At 42.6% G+C, this 22,097-nt stretch carries 22 protein-coding genes; 12 read left to right on the forward strand and 10 right to left on the reverse strand.

Annotated features, from left to right (window positions below; genetic code table 11):
* The 8 genes from BUB05_RS00480 to BUB05_RS00515 all read left to right on the forward strand — a co-directional run bounded on the left by BUB05_RS00480 (position 1) and on the right by BUB05_RS00515 (position 6,698).
* Entirely contained in the window at positions 1-804 is an 804-nt protein-coding gene (locus BUB05_RS00480; RefSeq protein ID WP_073045468.1) for an ABC transporter ATP-binding protein, read from the forward strand.
* Positions 791-1,903 carry an ABC transporter substrate-binding protein gene (locus BUB05_RS00485; protein WP_073045471.1) on the forward strand — a complete coding sequence of 371 codons (1,113 nt, stop codon included), beginning with the start codon at positions 791-793 and terminating at the stop codon, positions 1,901-1,903. The genes BUB05_RS00480 and BUB05_RS00485 overlap by 14 nt, the downstream gene beginning before the upstream one ends.
* Positions 1,904-2,650 carry a hypothetical protein gene (locus tag BUB05_RS00490; protein WP_073045474.1) on the forward strand — a complete coding sequence of 249 codons (747 nt, stop codon included), beginning with the start codon at positions 1,904-1,906 and terminating at the stop codon, positions 2,648-2,650.
* Positions 2,651-2,832: 182 nt separating this feature from the next.
* Positions 2,833-3,789: an RnfABCDGE type electron transport complex subunit D gene (locus tag BUB05_RS00495; protein ID WP_245819693.1), complete on the forward strand. Its 957-nt coding sequence runs from the start codon at positions 2,833-2,835 to the stop codon at positions 3,787-3,789.
* Positions 3,782-4,390, forward strand: a complete 609-nt coding sequence (locus BUB05_RS00500; RefSeq protein ID WP_094762602.1) for an RnfABCDGE type electron transport complex subunit G — start codon at positions 3,782-3,784, stop codon at positions 4,388-4,390. Before BUB05_RS00495 ends, BUB05_RS00500 begins: the two co-directional genes overlap by 8 nt.
* Positions 4,387-5,001, forward strand: coding sequence for an NADH:ubiquinone reductase (Na(+)-transporting) subunit D (locus BUB05_RS00505; RefSeq protein ID WP_073045478.1), 615 nt, complete (start codon positions 4,387-4,389; stop codon positions 4,999-5,001). The genes BUB05_RS00500 and BUB05_RS00505 overlap by 4 nt, the downstream gene beginning before the upstream one ends.
* Entirely contained in the window at positions 4,998-5,588 is a 591-nt protein-coding gene (locus BUB05_RS00510) for an NADH:ubiquinone reductase (Na(+)-transporting) subunit E (RefSeq protein ID WP_073045481.1), read from the forward strand. Before BUB05_RS00505 ends, BUB05_RS00510 begins: the two co-directional genes overlap by 4 nt.
* Before the next feature lie 9 nt (positions 5,589-5,597).
* Complete coding sequence (locus BUB05_RS00515) at positions 5,598-6,698, forward strand: NADH:ubiquinone reductase (Na(+)-transporting) subunit F (protein WP_073045484.1); 1,101 nt, start codon at positions 5,598-5,600, stop codon at positions 6,696-6,698.
* A gap of 43 nt (positions 6,699-6,741) precedes the next feature.
* Here the strand turns inward: BUB05_RS00515 and BUB05_RS00520 are convergent, their stop codons facing one another.
* Entirely contained in the window at positions 6,742-7,659 is a 918-nt protein-coding gene (locus BUB05_RS00520; RefSeq protein ID WP_073045487.1) for a hypothetical protein, read from the reverse strand.
* An 80-nt stretch (positions 7,660-7,739) separates the two neighbouring features.
* The gene (locus tag BUB05_RS00525; RefSeq protein WP_073045489.1) at positions 7,740-8,057 is read right to left on the reverse strand and encodes a hypothetical protein; all 318 of its coding nucleotides are present in this window, start codon (positions 8,055-8,057) and stop codon (positions 7,740-7,742) included.
* 246 nt (positions 8,058-8,303) lie between these two features.
* On the opposite strand from BUB05_RS00525, the gene BUB05_RS00530 reads away from it, so the two are divergent.
* On the forward strand, positions 8,304-9,623 hold the full coding sequence (locus BUB05_RS00530) for an RNA-binding domain-containing protein (RefSeq protein ID WP_073045492.1): 1,320 nt from the start codon (positions 8,304-8,306) through the stop codon (positions 9,621-9,623).
* The gene (locus BUB05_RS18915; RefSeq protein ID WP_073045494.1) at positions 9,613-11,685 is read left to right on the forward strand and encodes a sigma-54 interaction domain-containing protein; all 2,073 of its coding nucleotides are present in this window, start codon (positions 9,613-9,615) and stop codon (positions 11,683-11,685) included. The genes BUB05_RS00530 and BUB05_RS18915 overlap by 11 nt, the downstream gene beginning before the upstream one ends.
* A 72-nt stretch (positions 11,686-11,757) precedes the next feature.
* On the opposite strand, the gene BUB05_RS00540 is transcribed toward BUB05_RS18915, so the two are convergent.
* From BUB05_RS00540 to BUB05_RS00550, 3 genes are all read right to left on the reverse strand, one after another.
* Entirely contained in the window at positions 11,758-13,206 is a 1,449-nt protein-coding gene (locus tag BUB05_RS00540) for a YfcC family protein (RefSeq protein ID WP_094762603.1), read from the reverse strand.
* A 212-nt stretch (positions 13,207-13,418) separates the two neighbouring features.
* A complete protein-coding gene (lysA, locus tag BUB05_RS00545; RefSeq protein ID WP_073045497.1) occupies positions 13,419-14,714 on the reverse strand; it encodes a diaminopimelate decarboxylase in 1,296 nt (431 codons plus the stop codon).
* A 26-nt stretch (positions 14,715-14,740) separates the two neighbouring features.
* On the reverse strand, positions 14,741-15,910 hold the full coding sequence (locus tag BUB05_RS00550) for a M20 metallopeptidase family protein (protein ID WP_073045500.1): 1,170 nt from the start codon (positions 15,908-15,910) through the stop codon (positions 14,741-14,743).
* Positions 15,911-16,139: 229 nt separating this feature from the next.
* Between BUB05_RS00550 and BUB05_RS00555 the strand changes: the two genes are divergently transcribed.
* Together BUB05_RS00555 and BUB05_RS00560 are read left to right on the forward strand one after the other, a co-directional pair.
* Complete coding sequence (locus tag BUB05_RS00555; protein ID WP_073045503.1) at positions 16,140-16,793, forward strand: hypothetical protein; 654 nt, start codon at positions 16,140-16,142, stop codon at positions 16,791-16,793.
* Between the two features lie 29 nt (positions 16,794-16,822).
* Complete coding sequence (locus tag BUB05_RS00560) at positions 16,823-17,359, forward strand: hypothetical protein (RefSeq protein WP_073045506.1); 537 nt, start codon at positions 16,823-16,825, stop codon at positions 17,357-17,359.
* A gap of 73 nt (positions 17,360-17,432) precedes the next feature.
* Here the strand turns inward: BUB05_RS00560 and pyrE are convergent, their stop codons facing one another.
* The 5 genes from pyrE to BUB05_RS00585 form a co-directional block, all read right to left on the reverse strand.
* On the reverse strand, positions 17,433-17,990 hold the full coding sequence (pyrE, locus tag BUB05_RS00565; protein WP_425430031.1) for an orotate phosphoribosyltransferase: 558 nt from the start codon (positions 17,988-17,990) through the stop codon (positions 17,433-17,435).
* Positions 17,991-18,257: 267 nt separating this feature from the next.
* Positions 18,258-19,160 carry a dihydroorotate dehydrogenase gene (locus BUB05_RS00570; RefSeq protein WP_073045508.1) on the reverse strand — a complete coding sequence of 301 codons (903 nt, stop codon included), beginning with the start codon at positions 19,158-19,160 and terminating at the stop codon, positions 18,258-18,260.
* A 19-nt stretch (positions 19,161-19,179) separates the two neighbouring features.
* Entirely contained in the window at positions 19,180-19,914 is a 735-nt protein-coding gene (locus BUB05_RS00575; protein ID WP_073045511.1) for a dihydroorotate dehydrogenase electron transfer subunit, read from the reverse strand.
* Positions 19,911-20,780, reverse strand: coding sequence for an orotidine-5'-phosphate decarboxylase (pyrF, locus tag BUB05_RS00580; protein ID WP_073045514.1), 870 nt, complete (start codon positions 20,778-20,780; stop codon positions 19,911-19,913). Before pyrF ends, BUB05_RS00575 begins: the two co-directional genes overlap by 4 nt.
* A complete protein-coding gene (locus tag BUB05_RS00585) occupies positions 20,758-21,972 on the reverse strand; it encodes a dihydroorotase (protein WP_073045516.1) in 1,215 nt (404 codons plus the stop codon). The genes pyrF and BUB05_RS00585 overlap by 23 nt, the downstream gene beginning before the upstream one ends.
* Between the last annotated feature and the right edge of the window lie 125 nt (positions 21,973-22,097).

Here is a 22,097-nt window from a genome sequence, read left to right on the forward strand (position 1 = left end):
ATGCTCATAATAGACAATATAAGCTTTTCATATGAAGATAAGGAAGTGCTGGAAAACATAAGCTTCGCCGTGAAAAAGGGACAGCTTCTTTCCATAATCGGTCCAAACGGCTGCGGAAAGACAACCCTCATAAACTGCATCCTGGGAGTCAACAGGATTACAAGAGGATCCATGACCCACAGGGGAAGGGAACTTGACAAGATGTCCGCAAGAGAAAGGGCAAAGCTCTTCAGCTACGTTCCCCAAGAGAAAGGTCACATATTCCCCTATACGGTACTTGAAATAGTTCTCATGGGAAGGACTCCCTATCATTCCATATTCTCATCGCCGAATGGAAGAGACACCGATATAGCCATGGAAGCACTTGAAATGGTTGGCATGGAAGGATTCAGGGACAAGCTCTTCACCAAGTTAAGCGGAGGTGAAAGACAGCTTGTTGTACTGGCAAGGTCCCTGGCCCAGGAGTCGGACATAATACTAATGGACGAACCGACGGCATCCCTTGACTACAAGAATGAAATAATGTTCCTTGAAATGGTGAAAAGCCTTTGCCTCAACAAAAACAAGACGATAATAATGTCAACCCATTTCCCTAACCACAGCTTCTATTTCGAAAACCACAACCTGGACACAAGGGTCATCATGCTCGCAGACAGGAAAATAAAATACCAGGGACTGCCAAGTGTTGTACTAACAGAAGACAATGTCTATAATATCTACGGAGTGAAATCCAGAATACTCACATACGACGGCAACAAAAAACACATAGTGCCAATCGGAGGAACAGAAAATGAAAAGGAATAAGAAAATAAGACTGATACTGGCAGTCATAATCATGATTTCACTTATGCTGTCATCATGCGGCCCCAGCGAACCGGCCCAGGCCGAAGCACCGGAAGAACCTGTAAATCCCAACCTTGAAACAGTAATTGACTCTGCAGGAAGGACTGTATACATACCCGAGGAAATCGACAGCATATCTGCCCTCTATACCGTTGCAGGCCACATAATAATAATGCTTGACGAGGGAGACAAGATAACATCATGCAGCAACGGCCTCAAAAGGGACAAGCTCATTCTCAACATGGAGCCATCAATTAATGACATCTACCTTCCAAAGGTTGGAGGAATAGTGAACATAGAGGAACTGCTAAACTCAAATCCCGACATCATCCTTCTGGATGCCCCCCTCTACTGGAACAAGGGGGAGCTTGAAAAAATTGAAAACATGAACATTCCCTACTATGTTGTTGAATTCAACTCCATGGATGAGGAAAAGAAGCTTGTACAGGACATCGGAAAGATCATAGGAAGGGAAGAAGCTGCACAGGAATATATTGACTTCTATGACGAGGTGCTGGCTCTTGTGGATGAAACGGTAACTGCCATACCAGAAGGCGAAAAACGGCAGGTATATCATGCCATAAACGAGGCGGTAAGAACCTCCGCCACAAACACCATAACAGCAGAATGGGTTGAAAGGGCTGGGCTCGTAAATGTAGCGGCAGACAACTCCCTTACAAAGGATGAGGACAAATACTATACAACCCTTGAAGACATACTGAAGTGGAATCCTGAAGTAATAATAGCAAACGACCCCGGAGCCCATGAATACATAAAAACACAGGTGGCGTGGAAAAACATTGAAGCAGTCCTCAACGACGATGTTTATCTGTTGCCTACGGGAATATCAAGATGGGGCCACTCCACATCACTGGAAACTCCCCTTGCCATGCTTTGGGCACTTGAAACGCTGTATCCCGAACATGCGGAAGGAATCGACCTTAAAGCCTATACAAGAAGATTTTATGAAGAACTTTTCGAATATGATCTCACCGACGAGGAGCTGGAAGCCATCCTCAAGGGCGTGGACATGAGAAAAGCAAAGAATCTGGAGGATTAAATGAACTACAAGGATTATTATATTGCAATTGACGATACCGACAACCTTACGAGCATAGGAACAGGTGAAGTGGCTGAAAACCTTGGCAACCTGCTGAACAAGTTCGGCTTCGGCACACCAACCCCCGTAACCAGACACCAGCTCTTCTTCAACGATGCAATTGCCTACACATCACACAACAGTGCAATGTGCTTTGAGCTTAAGGGATGCGAAAAGGATCAAAAGGAGCTCATATGCATCTGTTCCTCCTACCTCAAGGACAACTGTGCCAAAGGCTCGGACCCCGGTCTTTGCATAGTTGAAAAAAATTTCTCCGACAGGGATGAACTGATCAACTTCGGCAGAGATGCAAAATGCAGGGTCCTTACAAAGGAAGATGCCTACAGCCTTGCTCAAAAAAAGAACATTCATCTGTCGGAACACGGAGGCCTTGGAATAGGAATCATAGGCGCCCTTGCAGGCGTTGGTCTCAGAATGAGCGGAAACGACGGCAGATACAAGGGACAATTCAAGGTAGCAGTTAACCAGGACAACATGCTGGTGAAGGATCTCCTCTCACATGAAAGGATAGATTCCATACAGGACAAAAACGGATATGCCCTTGGAGAAAATGAGGAAGTCTTCGTTACGGAAAAGGTGAAGACAGTACGCCTCAGAAATCAATCAGTCCTTCTAGTGGAAAAAGTGAACAATGAAAAGGGCTTTGTATGGAAAAATATCGACAAGAAGAGCCTTAAGGAATATTGATCCATTTAGGTAAAAACAACTGATAGATTATTCGACTTGCTGCAATATTTCATTTTGCAGCAAGTTTTGTTTTTTGCATGTTATGGGTATATATTTCCCGGGAAATACTGTATACAATTTTAATGATTGCCATAAGTATGGTAAAATTGAATTAACATATAATAATAACGGGAGGTAAGACTTTGAAACTATTTTCCGGAATTAAATTCATGAACCAGAAAGCCATGGTGAAGGTGCTTTATTCCCTGACACCACTCATTATCTTTTCCATAGGAAACTACGGCTGGAGAGTTCTTCTTCTTCTGCTTGTAACCTGTTCAACAGGACTATTGACGGAGTGGATATTCAAGAGAAAGACAAAAAAGCCTCTCTCAAAGGCCGTATTCGTATCTGCATTCCTTTTCACCCTTACACTGCCCCCAAGGACACCCTTGTGGATAGCCGCCATCGGAATGATCTTCGGCATCCTCTTCGCCCGTGAAACCTTCGGAGGCTTCGGACGGAACGTCTTCAACCCTGCCGCTGCATCAAGAGCCTTTGTCTATGTATCATTCGTAAAATACATGACGGCCCAGTGGTCGGAGCCGGCAGTCCCCTTCATGTCCGGATTTTCAAGATACATCACCGATCCCATAGACGTCCTTGCACAATCAACGCCCATGCTCATATTCAGGGAAAGCGGAGCCATGGCCGAATACTCAAACCTATTCATAGGACAGGTCTCAGGATCCCTTGGAGAGACATCTGCATTTCTAATAATACTTTCAGGAATTTATCTCGCATACAAAAAGGTTGCCCATAAGGAAACAATACTTTCAGTCCTTGGAGGCTATCTCATAATGAGCACTGCACTCTTCATGTTGGGAGTAGACCAGGTGCCAAATCCTCTCTGGGGTCTTCTTGCTGGAGGGCTGCTTTTCGGTGCTGTTTTCATGGCTACGGACCCTGTGACATCTCCAAAAACCTTTGAGGGAAGGATAATCTACGGTCTAATCATAGGTTCCGTCACTGTAATAATAAGGGCCTTTGCACTATTTGCAGGAGGCATCATGTTTGCAATTCTCATAGCAAATGTATTCGTACCCATCATTGACGTAACTGTTAAATCATTGAAGAAGAGGGGTGAGAAGAGTGCCTAGGAAGAAGAAAATACTCTACCCCGTAGTCTTCATGGTGTCCATAACAGTTTTCTTCACGCTAATACTTGCAGGAGTCAACGAACTGTCCATAAGAACCATTGCAAGACAGGAGAAGCTTAAGATTCAGACGAAGGTCCTCAATTCTCTTGGACTGGAGCATGGAGACAATGAAGATGAAATAATCAGGATATACAATGAAACCATAACAGAGAAGGAAATCGACGGATGGAAATATTATAAGTCGGGAACCGGCGACTCAGTCACAGGGTACGCCTTCATGGTGGAGGGTGCAGGCCTCTGGGGAATGATAGAGGGAATAGTCGCTCTTGATTCGGAATTCTCCGCAATACTTGGAGTGGAATTCATCTCCCACTCAGAAACTCCCGGTCTCGGGGGAAGGATTGAGGAGGAATGGTTCATAGAACAATTCAGGGATATTCCTATCAAAGACTATGAGAATGGAAGATATCTTGTGTTCAGGCCCTCCACAGGAGGAAATGTAGATGCCATATCAGGCGCCACAATAACCTCAAAAGCTGTCCTTAAGATGTTCAACGACAGTATCGATGAAATTCTCAAGATAAGGGAGGATGTCATATGAACAAGAAAACCAAGAAGATACTTACCCTCGGAATATGGAAGGACAATGCCGTGTACAGACAGATTCTCGGGATTTGCTCCGCCCTTGCAGTAACAAACCTCATGCTGAATTCCCTCATCATGGGCATTGGACTCATATTCGTCACGGCTTTTTCAGAACTTACCGTGTCGATCCTGAGGAAATATACTCCCAAGCATATCAGGATGATGGTACAGACACTCATAATAGCCTCATACGTAATCATAGTGGACATCTTTTTGAAGACCTACTTTCCGGAAATCAGCAAGGCCCTGGGCCCATATGTGGGTCTAATAATTACAAACTGCATAATTATGGGAAGGTGTGAAAGCTTCGCCCAGAACAACCCTCCTGTCTATTCCTTCATAGACGGTGTAGCTTCGGGAACGGGCTATGCAATAGTCCTTCTTATCATAGCCTTTTTCAGGGAACTCCTTGGATTCGGTACCCTCTTCGGCATCAACATCCTTGGACCGTCATGGGTGTCATGGACACTGATGGTAATGGCTCCGGGAGCATTTTTCATGCTTGCAATAGTCATCTGGATATCCAGGAACATATTCGACGAAGAAGAAGGGGAGGTGAAGGCATGACTGAAATAAGCCCAATCACAATATTCTTTGCAGCAATATTCACAAACAACATGATACTTTCCAATTTCCTCGGTATGTGCTCATTCATAGCAATAAGCAGCGACATAAAAACATCGCTCAACCTGGGAATAGCAGTCACCTTCGTGCTGACCTTCACAACAATGATAAACTACAACGTATACCACAGCATACTGGTACCCCTTAACCTTGAATACCTGCGATACATAGTATTCATAGTGGTCATAGCTTCCTTCGTCCAGCTTGTGGAGATGGTTGTGGAAAGATATCTACAGACACTCTACTACGCCCTTGGCATATTTCTGCCCCTCATAACGGTGAACTGTGCAATACTTGGAGTATCACTCTTTATGATCATAAGGGAGTACAATCTTATACAGTCCGTAGCCTTCGGTACGGGATCAGGACTTGGATGGCTCCTTGCAATTGTCGCAATGGCGGGAATAAGGGAAAAGATAAAGAACAATCCGCTTCCAAAAGGCCTCGAAGGGCCTGGAATCACTCTCATAATAACAGGCCTCATGGCACTTGCATTCATAGGCTTTTCAGGAATAGTACAGATACAATAGGAGGAAACCATGGAAAACATAGTGACAACGGTAGTTGCAATATCATCCATCACCGGAATCCTTGCCTTCCTCCTGTCCCTGGCAAACAGGACTATAGGAGACTATGGAGAGAAGAAGATCATCATAAATGATGACAAGGAACTTATAGTGGAAGGAGGAGACAGCCTCCTTTCCACCCTCATAGAAAATGAAATATTCATACCATCCGCCTGCGGAGGAAAGGGAAGCTGCGGCTACTGCAAGGTGAAGGTCCTTGAAGGGGGAGGCCAGTTTCTGGCTACGGAAAAGGGCTATGTTTCGGAAGGGGAAATGGAAAAGGGAGTCCGTCTTTCATGCCAGTGCAAGGTGAAGGAAGACATGAGAATAGAGATACCGGAGGAGCTCTTCAACGTGAAGCAGTACCTCTGTACCGTCACTGAGATAGAAGACCTGACTGACAAGATAAAAAGGATCCGTCTGGAGCTTCCCGAGGGAGAACAGCTTGACTACAAGCCTGGCCAGTATATACAGATACTCACCCCAATATACAGGGAAAGCGATGAGGAGGTCTACAGGGCATACTCCATAACCACACCTCCAAGTTCCAAGAATGCAGTGGAACTTTTCATAGGGTACATCCCCGAAGGAATATGCACCACCTATATCCACAAGTACCTGAAGGAAGGGGACAAGCTGAACATCATAGGCCCCTTCGGCGACTTCCAGTACATCAACAGCGACAAGGAAATGATACTGGCCGCCATAGGTACCGGCATGTCTCCAATAATGAGCATATTGCGGTACATGAATGAAAACAAGATAGACAGGAAGGTGACTTTCTTTTTCGGAGCTAGGACCAGACCTGACATGTACATGATGGACGTACTGGCAGAATTTGAAAAGACCATGAAGAATTTCAAACTCATAACCTGTCTCTCAAGACCTACTGAAACCTGCAACTGGACGGGGGAAGTTGGAAGGGTGACAAACCTCATAGAAAAGTACGTGAAAGACGGAGAAAACAAAGAAGCCTATCTCTGCGGCAATCCGTCCATGATAGACTCAGTTGTTAAGATACTCAAGGAAAAGGGGTTTGATGAAGAAGACATCTTCTATGACAAATTCGAATAAAATGATTAAACCCATATAGTTTTATCATGTTTTTAAATTGTTGTTAGTACATAACCTCAATATGGGTAAGATTCTCATATCCCTTGTCAAGAGAATCAGCAAGGGTTTTATTGTCCATATATCCCGGGTCATTAACCTTGAACATGTGTGCTTTTATGTCTTCAAGGTTGAGGCCCTTTTTGTTTGAAGACATGTTTCCGTCAAAGCCGGTTACCACTACGAAGTGGGTTCCCCTGGATCCATGTAGTCTAACTATGACGGGAATGTTCCGTACATATATGTAGTAAAAGATACTGGACTTGAGAAAATCGAACCTGTTTTCACCGTCTCTTTTACCTTCGTTTTCATACTTCTTTTCGTACATTTCTGCAATGTCTCTGATGGGATAGGGGCAGTTGATTATGCCACTGTTTTTGAGCTTTTCACAATGTTTTTCAGGTGTCTCTCCAAGTACCATGGACCCGCATGTGATATAGCATCCATCTGTTCTCATGGTATACCCCTTGCAGTCCAAGTATTTGTAACCCCATCTTATATCCTGTTGCTGGTATTTTATTATGTTGAGATTCTTTAAAACATAAGGATATATCCTGCATCGTGCAAGATACTTCGTGCAGGTAATTATAGATTCACCTTTATTTTCCACTTTCAGAAAATATTCTACATCTTTTTCTGCTTTATAAATAGTGATGAGTTCATGGCTTCCAGGACCGTTTCCTGAAAATCCGACGAGAGTCTTTTGGTCACCCCTGTAAAGTGAAAGATCTATGTTAGTACCATCATCACGTGGCTTGATGTAGAAATTAGCCTTACCTCCGTAGTCGAACCTCACCCTGTACCAGTGAACCCTGCCTGGAAAATCCATGATACCAATTATGTCCTCGTCGTTTTTCATTGTCATTATGGTAGGGCTGTCAGCTGACATTTCATGTGCCTGCTTATCATTTATATCAAGTTTCATCCCGCGTTCCTCCATATACATATAAATTGTCTCTTCGATATGTATATGTGGAAAAGAGGGAATGTTACTATGGGTTTTTATTAATCCTTATCAAGACCCGGCTCTTTTTTACCGGTTACCTGCTTTTCACCAGCTGACTTGTCAATAACTGTAGATTCACCATCAGCATCTATTATCTCGAATGCCCCAGTCTTCTTATAATATTTAACCGTTATTATCCCATCTTCAGTAGGGCTTTCAACTACCCTGACCTCATCATTATCTATAGTCATAACATTTCCAAACTCGTCAGGCTCATTCAAAACCATATCAGTATTTTTCTGTGGTCTTTCATTTGCAATACTTGCAACACCTAAAACAAATACCACCACGATTACCAAAACCATCACTTTCTTCATTAGAACACCCCTTAGTCAATATTGTTTTAGCCGCCATACATTCTAGCACTTTTTGGATATTATTCAAGGTCTCTGGCCTAAACGACAGTTTAAACGGCCTAAACAACGAAAAATAGGTCTCCAGCCTGTATTCAAGGACCTATGACATTTACTGATCATTGATTCTAATAGCAAAATATATTATAATAATATTAGAAAGATATCAGAATATATTATAATGTATTAGAATATTGAAAGGGGCTAATCATGAATATAAATGAAGGTCAAAATATTGAATTCAAAAGACAATATGTAAATGATCTGAACAGGACAGTCATTGCCTTTGCAAATACCAGCGGTGGTAAGATATATATCGGTATTGATGATTTCGGAGAAGTCGTAGGCCTTGACAATCCAGACGAGGAATTGCTTAAACTTACTAACTCAATACGGGATTCGATCAAGCCTGACATCACCCTCCTGACATCGAGCACCATAGAATCCATAGACGGCAAGAATATAATAATGCTGGAAGTTCAAAAGGGCACATCATGTCCCTATTATCTGGCCGGCAAGGGAATACGTCCGGAAGGAGTCTATCTAAGACAGGGGGCGTCAACCGTTCCTGCAACGGAATCGGCCATACTTAAGATGATTAAGGAAACGGCAGGCGACAGCTATGAAGACCTGCGCTCACTTAAGCAGGACCTTGACTTCGATACTCTAAAGAAGGAATTCCAGGAAAAGGGTCTGGCTATAGAGGATGCCCAGATGAAAACTCTTCATCTGGTTGATGATAACGGCCTGTATACAAATCTTGGCTATCTGTTGTCAGAGCAATGTAATCATACAATCAAGGTTGCAGTTTTCGAAGGAGTCAACAAGGAGATATTCAAGGACCGCTATGAATTTTCAGGTTCACTGATGAAGCAGATGAATGAAGTATTCATTTTCCTCGACAGATACAACCGTACCCATTCGGTAATCGAAGGCCTGCACAGAAAGGATACCCGGGACTACCCCGTTGTCGCCATAAGAGAATCCCTTCTCAATTCCATAATCCACAGGGACTATTCATTCAGCGGCAGCACCCTCATAAGTGTCTTCGATGACAGGATGGAATTCCTTACACTGGGTGGACTTGCCAAGGGACTGACGAAAAATGACATCATGATAGGCGTATCAATCTCCAGGAACAAGAATCTGGCCAATGTATTCTATCGCCTGAAATGGGTGGAAGCCTACGGTACGGGGATAATGAAGATAGTCAAGAGCTACAGAGACCACTTTGAATCACCGCGGATAGACATTACAGATAATGCCTTCAAGATCACCCTTCCCAACATGCAGATTTTTAATGAAGTCCATGAATCATGCGCGGAATACAGTACGGGGGAAGAAAGGGTACTTGAAATACTGCATTCAAGGAAGATAATAAGCCGAAAGGATGTTGAAGAAGAACTTTCCATCGCCCAGCCAACTGCTGTCAATCTGCTGAGGAAGCTTCTTGATAAATCTGCAATAGAAAAGATCGGAAAAGGGAAGAACACCAGGTACAGGTTGAAAGGAGGACTACATGGAAACTAAACACATTCTTATGCTTACAATGAACCACTCCGCCGGTGAATTTTACAGAAAAACACTGTTTGAGCTTTTTCCTGCTAACAGCATTGACGTAGTGGTCCATACTCCATCTTCCTATGCCCAGGAAAAAGACCTGTCCCTTATCGACCTTTATCTCGTATCCAGGTTCGCCATAGCAAGCGGTAGCGACCTTCAATATTCAATCCCCTTCGGCGTCCCCGTAGTCGATCTGAAGGTCGACTACAAGGAAGATACCATCCGGGATCTCAGAAACATCAAGAAGGGCACCAAGTGTCTCATGGTCAATGAAAATGAAAACTCATGCATGGATTCAATAATAAACCTGCGCCACCGCAGAATCCACAATATCGCTTTCTATCCCTATGCCCCTGGCATGGACCTTCTTGAGGACATTGACTTCGCCGTAACTCCGGGAGAACCTCACCTGGTTCCTAAATCAGTCACAAAAGTCATAGATCTAGGCTATAGATATCTGACTCCCAGGACCATACTGGAAGTGGCTCTTAAACTGGACATAGAGAATATCTTTGAAGGCAAAAATTACAATGATTACTCGGAGCAGTTTCCGTCCAACGATTATAATTCTTCCATACTCTACCAAAAGACTTCTCAGCTTGAAATATGGCTGAACAAACTCATGGAGCTCATGGATACAGGAGTGGTGGGAATAGATGAATACAACAGGATATTCTGCATAAATAAAAAGGCTCGTGACATACTCAATATAGACAGCCAGAAGGAGAGAGAGAAACATTACAAGACCATCCTTCCCTTCATCAATTTCGAAAACGGAAGAAACAACCGTCTTAACATGACAAACAAAATAGTTAATCATGAAAATACTGACATGATGGTGACGGTACATCCCATAGAGATAGACCTGAAGTTCAGAGGCCATTTCGTAATTATAGAAAGGTTCATGGAGATGGAGAACAAGCAGCAGAAGGCAAGGCTACAGATCCTACAGAAGGGCCATCAGGCAAAATACTATTTTTCAGACATCCTGAGCAACAGTGAAAAGATGGCTGCCACCTGCCAGCTGGCAAAGAAGATGGCAAAAACATCTTCTGCCATACTTATCACTGGTGAAAGTGGCACTGGCAAGGAGCTCCTCGCCAGTGCCATCCATAATGCTTCATCACGGTCAGTTCATCCATATATTGCCATAAACTGTGCCGCCATGCCCGAAAACCTTCTGGAAAGCGAACTCTTCGGCTATGAGGGAGGAGCCTTCACAGGTGCGAAGAAATCGGGAAAACTTGGGCTTTTTGAGTATGCCCACAAGGGAACCCTTTTCCTTGACGAAATAGAGGATATGAGCCCTTCCCTTCAGGTGAAACTCCTGCGTGTTCTGCAGGAGAAGGAAGTCATGCGTGTAGGGGGCCACAAGATCATCGACGTTGACGTACGTGTCATTGCAGCAACCAACATGAACATGGAAAGGATGGTGAAGGAGGGCGCCATAAGAAAAGACCTCTATTACAGGCTCAACACCCTGCAGCTGGAACTTCCTCCCTTACGCGAAAGGGTCGAGGACATCCCTCTCCTGGCAGACCATTTCATGTCGAAGAAGAAAATAGCTGCACAACTGGCTGATGATGTGTATGAGGCATTCAAGAGTCATCCCTGGGACGGAAATATCAGGGAGCTTGAAAACTGCATCGAATACTTCCAGTGCCTCGACAAGGATGTAATTACAAGGGATGATCTTCCAAAGTCATTTAAGATTGGAGGTTTAGACTCTAGAACTGTATCCGTTGAAGACTCGGAACCTAAAAAGACTGTGGGATTGGTATTTCCTGAAAGGCCTGATACTCTCCTATTCATTCTAGAAACCATTTACAGATTCAACTGCATAAACAAATCCATCGGAAGGAGGAGCCTTCAAAAAGAAGCTGAAAAGGTTTCAGTGTATCTTCCCGAATCTGAGATAAGAAGGGTCATGAAGAAGCTGGAAGAGAAACAGTGGATTGAGATACGTCGTGGTAGAGGCGGTGCCAAGGTTACAGATGAAGGAATTGAGTATCTCAAGTCAATAGAATAGAAAAAACCGGAGTTATTCCAAATCCGTGGAATTCTCCGGTTTCTTTATATTCGATTTTATTAAAATATTATCCTATAGTCCCATGAATATTGCTACTGCAATGAATACAGCCTGCATTGCCAATAGTATTCCTGCAAGTGGCAAGAACCACTTCCACCAGTTTTGAAGGGAAATACCTCCAATACCACAAACGATAACACATGTACCTGTTGGCCAGACAAGATTTGAAAGTCCGTCTCCAAACTGGAATGCAAGACATGCAACCTGTCTGCTTACACCTACCATGTCTGCAAGCGGAGCCATTATCGGCATTGTGGCAGCCGCCTGTCCACTTCCTGATGGTATGAAGAAATTAAGAATAGTCTGTGCCAAAAGCATTGTCTGTGCAGAAAGCATACTTGGAAGGTTGTTTAGTGAGCTAGACAATCCATAAATGATTGTATCCATTATATGAGCATCCTGCATTACTATTACTATGGCCTTCGCTATACCCGTCAGTATACCTCCCCATAGGACAGTCTTCACTCCTGCTATGAATTCATCAACCCATCTGTTAGGAGACCATCCATCAATAACTGCAGCCACCATTGACATTATCAGGAAAAGTCCGCAAAGTTCTCCATAACTCCAACCCAGGTTTATCATTCCATACATGAGGAATCCGAGAGTCACCAATACATCCATCATTATTAGTATTGCCTTTCCGTCCATCTTGTACTTGTCAAGATCTTCTCTGTTGAATTCATGGATTGATTTTTCACCATATACAACAGAAAGCTCAGGATTCTTCTTAATCTTCTTACCATAAAGAATTACATAGACAGAGCTGACAGATATGAAGCATACCAGACAAAATGCTCTGAATCCTGTCGCGGAATATATTGGAACACCTGCTATTGCCTGAGAAACACCTACGGTATATGGATTAAGGGTAGCCCCCATGAATCCTATGAATTCTCCCAGAATGATGATTCCAAAGCCATACATGGCATCGTATCCCATCGCCACTCCAAGTCCCACAATAAGAGGAATGAATCCGTAAAATTCACTGAGCATTCCAAACATTGACCCGCCAAGTGCAAATATCGACATAAGTATTGGGACCAGCATTACATCCTTGTTTCCCATCTTCTTGAGAACAGACCCTATTCCTGCATGAAAAGCTCCCGTCTTTACCAATATGCCGAAGGTACCGGCACAGGTGAAGATTACAAAGATTATGTTTGCAGCATCGACACATCCCATATAGAGCGCTTTAAAGTAATCCAAAAATCCAGTGGGATTCGCCTCCGATTTATCCAGATAGTGGAAGGTGCCATCGATTGCTATGGTACGCATCCTTCCGTTTACATCAACTTCCTGATAATCATAGCTTCCCGGTGGGACAATCCATGTCAGAATTGCCATCACCAGCACTATGACTGCCACAATGATGTAGGTATCCGGCATGACAAACCATTTTTCTTTTTTTACCTGTTCATTCATTACAACACCGTTTTCCTTTTTAGTGCCTTTTTCCATTGAAAATCCTCCTGAGTATAATAGTATTAATACCTGTACTCTGATAATAAGCAAGAATTATGCCATAAACGAAATACTGTTTTTTTCGATTAATTTATACTATTCATGATATTAATGGGTTTTTCTACACAGATTAATCCTTTTTAATCCCTTTTTCGCCACCCTTTAATTCCATTTTACGCCTATTATACCCTTTTATTCCCTTAACCATTTTACTTAAGGGAATCCGGAATCATATCATTGACAATCATATCCTCGAAACCTTGAGGCTTGATTGCCCATTCCGCTTCTCCGTCCTTCAAAAAAACCACTCCCGGAATGGTATTCCTGTTGTAGTTTGACGACATTGAATACCCGTATGCACCCGTTGAGAAGACTGCAAATATGTCTCCTGCCTCAGGATTTGCAATCTTTTCATCCTTCAAGAGTATATCTCCCGATTCGCAACACTTCCCGCAAATCGTAACGGTATCATTCCTTGGTTCCTCTGCCTTGTTTGCAATGATACCTGTGTAGCTGGCGCCATATAGTGCCGGCCTTATGTTGTCAGTCATTCCTCCATCGACGGATACATACTTTCTCAGACCCTTGATATCCTTAATGCTACCTACAGTATACAGACTAAGTCCTGCCTCTGCAACAATGCTTCTCCCAGGTTCTATTACCATTGCAGGTATTTCAATTCCTATTTCCTTGAATGCATTGCACACCTTTTCCATCATAGGTTCCAGAAAATATGAAAAGGATTTTCTTTCTTCATCCCTATATCTAACACCGAACCCTCCTCCAAGATTCAGTTCGGTGATGTTATAGCCGAAAGAATCCTTCACCTTCCTTACAAGATCAAGGATTACATCAATTGCCTGCAGGTGCGATCCATTGTCAAACAATTGGGATCCTACATGAAAATGATATCCTAAAAAGTTTACAAACTCGGAATCAATTGCAGCCTTCGTATAGGGCAGAACCACCTCATCATCAAGGGGCACTCCGAATTTAGAGTCTTTCTTCCCAGTGACTATATAGTCATGAGAATCGCTCTTGACCCCAGGTGTGATTCGGAAAAGAACATCCATTTTCTTACCTTTTTCAATACATACCTTTTCAATCAGATCAAGCTCCTGGAGACTGTCAATTATTATCCTTCCTATTTCGTAGTCCACTGCCATTTCAATTTCTTCAACAGACTTGTTATTACCGTTGAATTCGATCCTTTCAGCAGGAAAACCGGCCTTGATGGCAGTATACAGTTCACCTCCCGAAACCACATCTACACACATGCCTTCCTTCTCCACAAGCTTGAGCATTGCCAGCGAACAGAAAGCCTTAGCTGCATATGCAACCCTGTTTTTGGGATAGCCTTCTATGAAACATTTTCTTATTTCACTGAACCTTTTAGAGATATCCGTTTGAGAATACACAAACAAAGGAGTACCAAATCGTTCTGCAAGTTCCACAGTATTGCATCCATCAAAATATAATGTATTGTTCCTTATTTTTTCAACCATTTATTCTTCTCCTTAAATAATAAATATTAACTGTTGAGCAATGCAAGAGTATTCCTTACTTGCAGCTCGGTACCTATTGCAATGCACTCTTCATCCACCTTAAATTTTCCGTTGTGCAGCGGTTCTGTACATTCAAGAGCCTCATTTCTGCAACCTATCTCATAGAAGCAACTCGGCAGCTTCTCGGCAAAATATGCAAAGTCTTCAACCTTCAGGGTTGGATGCTTCTTAACTATGACATTCTCCTCTCCCAACATCTTTTTGGAAGTCATCTCCACAACACCTGTTATTTCAGCATCGTTTATCAAAGGACAGTAGCTGTGTTCAACCTCTAGAACTGCCTTTACACCGTATGCTTCTCCAGTCTTAACCACTGCTGCCTCCATTCTGTCCTGCATGACCTTTCTCATGTCCGGATCAAGGGTCCTCAGAATGCCCCTCATCTCTACGCTGTCGGCTATGATATTACCACCTGTTCCACCATGGATTGAACCGACAGTTAAAACAGCAGAATCAAAAGGTGAAATCTTCCTACTTATTAGAGGCTGCAGAGACTGCAAAATGGCTCCCGAAGCCACTACAGGATCTATGCCATCATGAGGGCTTGCCCCATGGGCAGAAAAACCCTCAACTCTAATAGTAAGCATGTCTGAGGCTGCGAAAAGCTTACCTGCCTTGATTTCAATCTTTCCTGTCTCTACATCAGGTGTAACATGAAGTCCCAGTACGTGTTCTACCTGGGGGTTTTCGAGGCATCCTTCAAGTATCATACGCTCGGCTCCGCCGGTAGTCTCCTCTGCAGGCTGGAAAAACAACTTCACATTACCCTTCAGATCATCCTTCATATTCTGTAAGACATAACCCGCACCAAGGAGTATAGTTGTATGGACATCATGACCACAGGCATGCATAACTCCCTCATTCTCGCTCTTGAAAGGCACATCTGCAGTTTCTTTAATAGGCAGGGCGTCTATGTCCGCCCTAAGACCTATGGTCTTTCCCTGCTGTTTTCCTCTTATGATAGCTACTATACCTGTCTTTCTCTTTTCATATTCGATATTCCATGCTTTCAGGCATTCCATTATCTTTTCCATGGTAAGATGCTCCTCATTACCCAGTTCGGGGTTTTTATGAAGATATCTTCTTACATCGATGAGCTCCGGCTCTATTTTTTTCACCAATTCCTTTACCAACATTATTATCTACCTCTCTTCATAATTTTTCGCTTACCTTCAATTATGCAAATCCTGTGCCAAATATTTCATTATCTTAATAATAAATGTCCATTATACAATTGATGTCAACCATCCATAGTGCTATCATTATATAGGGTGGATATTAGGGATTAATGAAAATAATATGGCGGTATCTGTCCGGATGCTGCTTTTTTGTATTCAAATTTGACGGGAAATCTGGAGGGCTGATATGAACATAAGAAAAATAATCAAAGTATTGGCAGTAATAGTATTTATAACACTGTTGATTCTAATGAAAATCATGAATATTTTCGATGTTTCAAATGTTCACGAATTTGATAAAATCAGTTTTGAGAAAGGATCATTTGAGGAAATTGTACTCAATGAATATTATTCAGAAGCTAAAGGTAATGAATTTGGAATAGTTTTTGTGCATCCATTTTTTAATAGAGATGATGACAGGGACTTTAAAAGTCAAGCTCCTGAGCTGATTGAAGACATTTTGGTAAAACTCAACAAAATGCAATTGGAATCATATGACAGAGAAGTCATCAATAATATTACATGCATTTTCAATGAAGATTATCAGTCATATGATGTCAGAGATAAAAAAGATGACATCGTGTATTATAACAGCTATGTCATAAGATTCAGTATTCCTGGAACATCCGAAGATTTGTCCATATATATTAACAAAAATGACAGCGAATATATACTAGTCAAAAGTGACATATTGAATACATGGGAAGAAAAGAATGAGAAAATTATCCATCATGAAATAGAAAGCCTGGAAAAAATATACAAGGTTAATGAAAATCAGTTGGATATGGAATTTATTGATATGCTGCTGGACTTAAGTGATGATAACGGAGAACCAAATTAATACATAAATTCAATGACAAGTAGGCTGTCATGAAGAAAAAGACAATATACAGCATCATTTTTTATTCAATATTCTGGCTGTTCATCCTATATATTCGTACCGATAATTTCCGGGATTTTGCATACAACAAAGGTGAATTCAATGATATTATCATTGAAAACTACAACAAGGAAGCTGCTGAGGAAGGATTCCAGCAAGTCTCTATTGTCAAATATTCAGGTGATGACAGAATGAAAAAAACCAGTAGAAGTCAAATTTATATTGAAGAAATGCTGGCTCTATTCGATGATTTGCATCTTGTTGAAGATTCAGAAAGATGGAATCTTGAAGACACAAAATACCGAATATCTTTTGATAATATCAATACACCTGAATCCGTTGACATTATATTATTTGATGAATCACATTTATCAGTTTGGATTACATTAGTTGACAAAAAAATAGATGAGAAAAATAAAATAATACATTATGATCAAGACTTTATCGATTATGGCTATTCTATTCAAGATGATTCAATAAACCTTAAAAAGCTAGAGGAAGTTTTTAATTCAATAAAAAACCAATAACTAAAACAGGCTGCAGAATTCAACATTCTTCAGCCTGTTATTTATAAATCTAGCAATCCAATTTTTCTATTCTCTACATCTTCCTTGAACCAGGCTTTATCGCCTCTGTTCCCTTTGCACATTCAGGACAGTTCTCCTTGTCGTATGTCTCGAAGAAAAGTTCCACTGCGCTGTAGATGGGAAGGTCTATCTGACTTACCTTTCTGTCAACAAGGCATCCTATTCCTATTACATTTCCACCAAGGTCTTCAAGAACCTTTGCAGTCTCCATGGAAGATTTTCCTGTAGTTACAACGTCTTCCATAATTAGAATCTTGTCGCCTTCTTTGATCTCGAATCCCCTTCTAAGAGTCATAATGTTGTCTACTCTCTCAGTGAAGATGGTCTTGATGTTGAGCTGGCTTCCAAGCTCGTATGCAGCCCTTATTCCACCCATGGCAGGTCCTACAATCACATCGATGTCAAGGTCCTTTACCTTCTCGACAACTTCAGCCACAACCTTCCTTGCCTTGTCGGGATACTGCATGAGCTTTGCACACTGTACATACTTCTGGCTGTGCTTACCAGATGACAAAAGGAAATGCCCCTCCAAAAGAGCTTCACTTTCCCTGAACAATTCTAATAAATCCATAATATCCTCCATGATTTTCAATTCTATCAACAATTATCTATATTAATCGGTACTTTATCCACAATTTATATAAAAAATACACTCATTTTTATATTTTAGTTACTTCTTTAATCCTACTAAGTTAGATTTCCATCTTAGAAAAAATATCAGATATCAACGAGGTCGTAAATTCGAGGTTCGTCAATCAACCTAATAAATAATAGATTGACGTTCCGAGTGAACAGGGAGTTGATATATGATATTTTTTCGGTGTCGGATTAAAGGATACTACACTATTCCGATGATGTCCGTAATGTCCTTGATTCCTTCGGCGTCCAGGAACTCTTCCATTTCCCTTATTATATCCACGCAGATGTCGGCTTTTACGAAATTTGCCGTACCAACCTGCACAAGGGATGCTCCCGCCATAATGAATTCTATGGCGTCCTTTCCTGAGCTAATTCCACCCATTCCGCAGACAGGTATCTCAACCGCCTTTGCAGCCTGGTGAACCATCCTTAGGGCCACTGGCTTCACTGCAGGTCCTGAAAGTCCCGCATAGGTGTTGTTGAATACAGCCTTTCTCTGGTATATGTCTATCGCCATTGCGTTAAGGGTATTTATGAGTGAAAGCGCCTCGGCGCCAGCCTCTTCACAGGCTGCAGCCATTTCGGAGATGTTCTCAGCATTTGGCGAAAGCTTAACCATGAGGGGCTTTTCACATATTTCCTTTACAGCCTTTACTGTCTCGTAGGCCACTTCCGACTTTATTCCAAAGGCCATTCCTCCTGCCTTCACGTTAGGACAGGATATGTTAAGCTCGATGATGTCCACATCCGAGTTGTTGAGAAGTCTGACTCCTTCGAGGTAATCCTCAAGGGTTCCTCCGCCTAGATTTGCTATGATGTTCGTATTGTAGGTTTTCATCTTTTCCATTTCCTGGGAAATGAATGATTCAACACCGGGATTCTGAAGGCCTATGGAGTTCATGAGTCCCATTGGAGTCTCCCACAGCCTTATGCCGCTGTTGCCTGTCTTGCCCCTTAAGGTAAGACCTTTGGAGCTTATGCCTCCAAGGATTCCAACGTCGTATATCTCGTTGTATTCCTCTCCGAAGCCGAAGGTTCCGCTTGCAGCCACCACAGGATTTTTGAATATTTTATCCAGAAAACATATTTTCATATTTGCCATGTGCATTCGCTCCCTTCAGCTATTCGCTAAGTATCAGTTCTTTTCCGTTGAAGACAGGGCCGTCCTTGCAGACCCTCTTGTTTCCGTTCACTGTTTCGGTAACGCATCCAAGGCAGGCTCCAACACCGCAGGCCATTCTCTTTTCAAGGGATGCATATATGTCTATCTTGTGGTCAACGCAGGTCCTTATTATCTTGTTCATCATTATGTCCGGTCCGCAGGTGATAACCATCCTGTACTTGTCATAGTCGACACAATCCGTAACAAAGCCTTTTGTTCCCACGCTTCCGTCTTCAGTTGCCACAGTTACACTATGGCCCGTATTTTCAAAGTCCTCTATGGAGTATACTATGTCCTTAAATCCAAGGTATATATCCATATCTGCCTTTTTCATTTCCTTTGCAAGATAATAAAGAGGAGCAGTTCCTATTCCGCCTCCTATTACTGCAGTCTTTCCCTTAATTGCTTCAAGATCGAAGCCGTTGCCCAATGGTCCAAGAACCTGTACCTCTGTATCTTCCTTCATCCTGCTCATCATGTCGGTGCCGTGTCCTGATATCCTGTAAAGCAACACAAGCTTTCCGTCATAGTAGTCGTGTACACTTATAGGTCTCGGCAGCAGGTAGTCTCCGTTGAGACCCTTCACCATGTAGAACTGTCCCGGTACTGGCTTGGTATCCACATCAAGGGTCATCTTGTAGATTCCCTCTGCAACCTTTATATTTTCAATTATTCTGGAGAGGGAAGTTTTCATTTCTTAAGTTCCTCCCGGATCTCATCTCTCATCTTTACAGTTGCCCTTTCAGCAGCCTTTGCAAAGTCCATAGGGTCAGATCCGTCTTTCTTGTATGCAGTGATTATTCCTCTTGAAGAGTTTACAACTCCTCCGTTACCGTTGATAAGGTAAGGTACAACATCCTTGGCTCCGCCGCCCTGGGCTCCATATCCAGGTATGAGTAGGAACATTGACTTTATCTCTTCCCTAAGTTTGATTCCCTCTTCGTTGTTTGTACATCCAACAACTCCGCCGATTGAACTGAAGCCGCATTCTCCAAGATAGTCCTGGCTAAGCTCCTGGAGCTTTTCTCCTACTGAGGAGTAGAGGTATTTACCTTCTTCGTTCTTTATGTACTGGAAGTCCCTTGCACCTTGGTTTGATGTCCTTACAAGAACGAAGATTCCCTTATCCTGATTCTTTATATAGTCAAGGAATGGCTCAAGACTGTCGTTTACACCCATGTATGCATTAAGGGTGATGAAGTCTCCCTCGAAGTCTCCCGTAAAGTGTGCCTTTGCATACATTTCTGCAGTCTTCATTATGTCGCCTCTCTTGATGTCGCAGATGCTTATGCTTCCCTTTTCCTTGATGTATTTAAGTGTGTCCGAATAAGCCTTAAGTCCTTCCAGTCCAAGTGCCTCGTAGTATGCCACCTGAACCTTGAAACATGCAGCCTTGTCGTGTGTCCTGTCTATTATTTCCTTGTTGAATTCGAATATTGCCTCGCCCTTTGTTTCGAATCTGCTTGCGAATGCAGATGGAAGGTATGAATAATCCGTATCCAGTCCTACGCATACGTGTCCCTTTTCTTCCACTGCCCTATAAAGCTTGTCTACTATCATAGTCGGCTCCTTTATATACTATATTTCCGTGCTTGATTGTCATCATCACCTTTCCGAACACCTTTCTTCCATCGAATGGAGTATTCTTTCCCTTTGATACGAATTGCGAACTGTCTATCTCATACTCCGTATCCGTTTCGACGAGAACAATATCTCCTTCGTATCCTTCTTCAATCAAGCCCTTGTTGAGACCCAATATCCTTGAAGGATTTTCAGACATGATTCTTGAAAGTTCATTCAGGGTGATGCCATTTTGCCTTACCAAAACAGTATAACATATGGGGAAGCTTGTTTCTATGCCTGATATGCCCGGTGAGCCATTTTTCTTGTCTTCTGCAGTATGTGGGGCATGGTCCGTTCCTATGGAATCCACATAGCCTTCCCTGATTGCTTCTATTATTGCATCTATGTCCTTCTGCTCCCTTAATGGCGGATTGACCCTGTAAACCAGGCTGCTGTCTCCGAATATGTGGTGGGGAGTCACCTCAAAGGTTACCGGAAGACCTTCCTCCTTGGCTGCTATTATCCTTTCAACTGCCTCCACGGTGCTCACATGGGCAAGGTGGAGCCTTGCTCCCGTAATCCTGCAGAGGTCTATGTCCCTGAAGGTCATGAGGTTTTCTGCTAGCCTCATGTCAGTATCGGAGAAATAGTGGTCCTCGGCATGTGACACAACTATGAGTCCGTTCTCCCTTGCATAGTTCATTGCATCATACATGAGCTTGTCGTTCATTACACCCTTTCCGTCGTCTGTAATGAAACTCGTTGCTGTTCTTACATCGTCAAGGTGGTCAAGGGATTCTCCCTTTATTCCATCGGATATGGTTCCAGCCTGAAGTATTTCAACAAGGCCGATTTCCTTTCCTTTGTTTATCACCTTGTTGATCACTTTCGAGCTGCTGCAGGGAGGATTTGTATTTCCCATGAGTAGTACCGAAGTGTATCCTCCCCTTGCTGCTGCCTTGCTTCCTGTTTCAAGTGTTTCCTTGTACTCAAATCCAGGCTCTCTGAAGTGGGTATGTGTATCTGCAAATGACGGCAGGGCTGTTAGTCCCCTGCCGTCAATAATTTCATAGTCCATGTCTTCAGATATACTTGATGGATCCACAATGATTCCATTTTCAATAACTATTTTTCCATATTCTGTTTTCCTTGAATCCACTATGTTTACATTTTCTATGATTATATTCATGATTTCTCCTCTCAAGAAAGCAGCTATGCTGCGTTAATTGCCTATGCAGATAAATGCGCATGCAGATAAATGTGCAAGCATTTATCAAGGTGCCCTTAAAAGCATAACACCAGCACTTCAAGGGG

Origin of the sequence: Dethiosulfatibacter aminovorans DSM 17477 (genome assembly GCF_900142005.1) — a bacterium.
GTDB classification, from domain to species: Bacteria; Bacillota; Clostridia; order Tissierellales; family Dethiosulfatibacteraceae; genus Dethiosulfatibacter; species Dethiosulfatibacter aminovorans.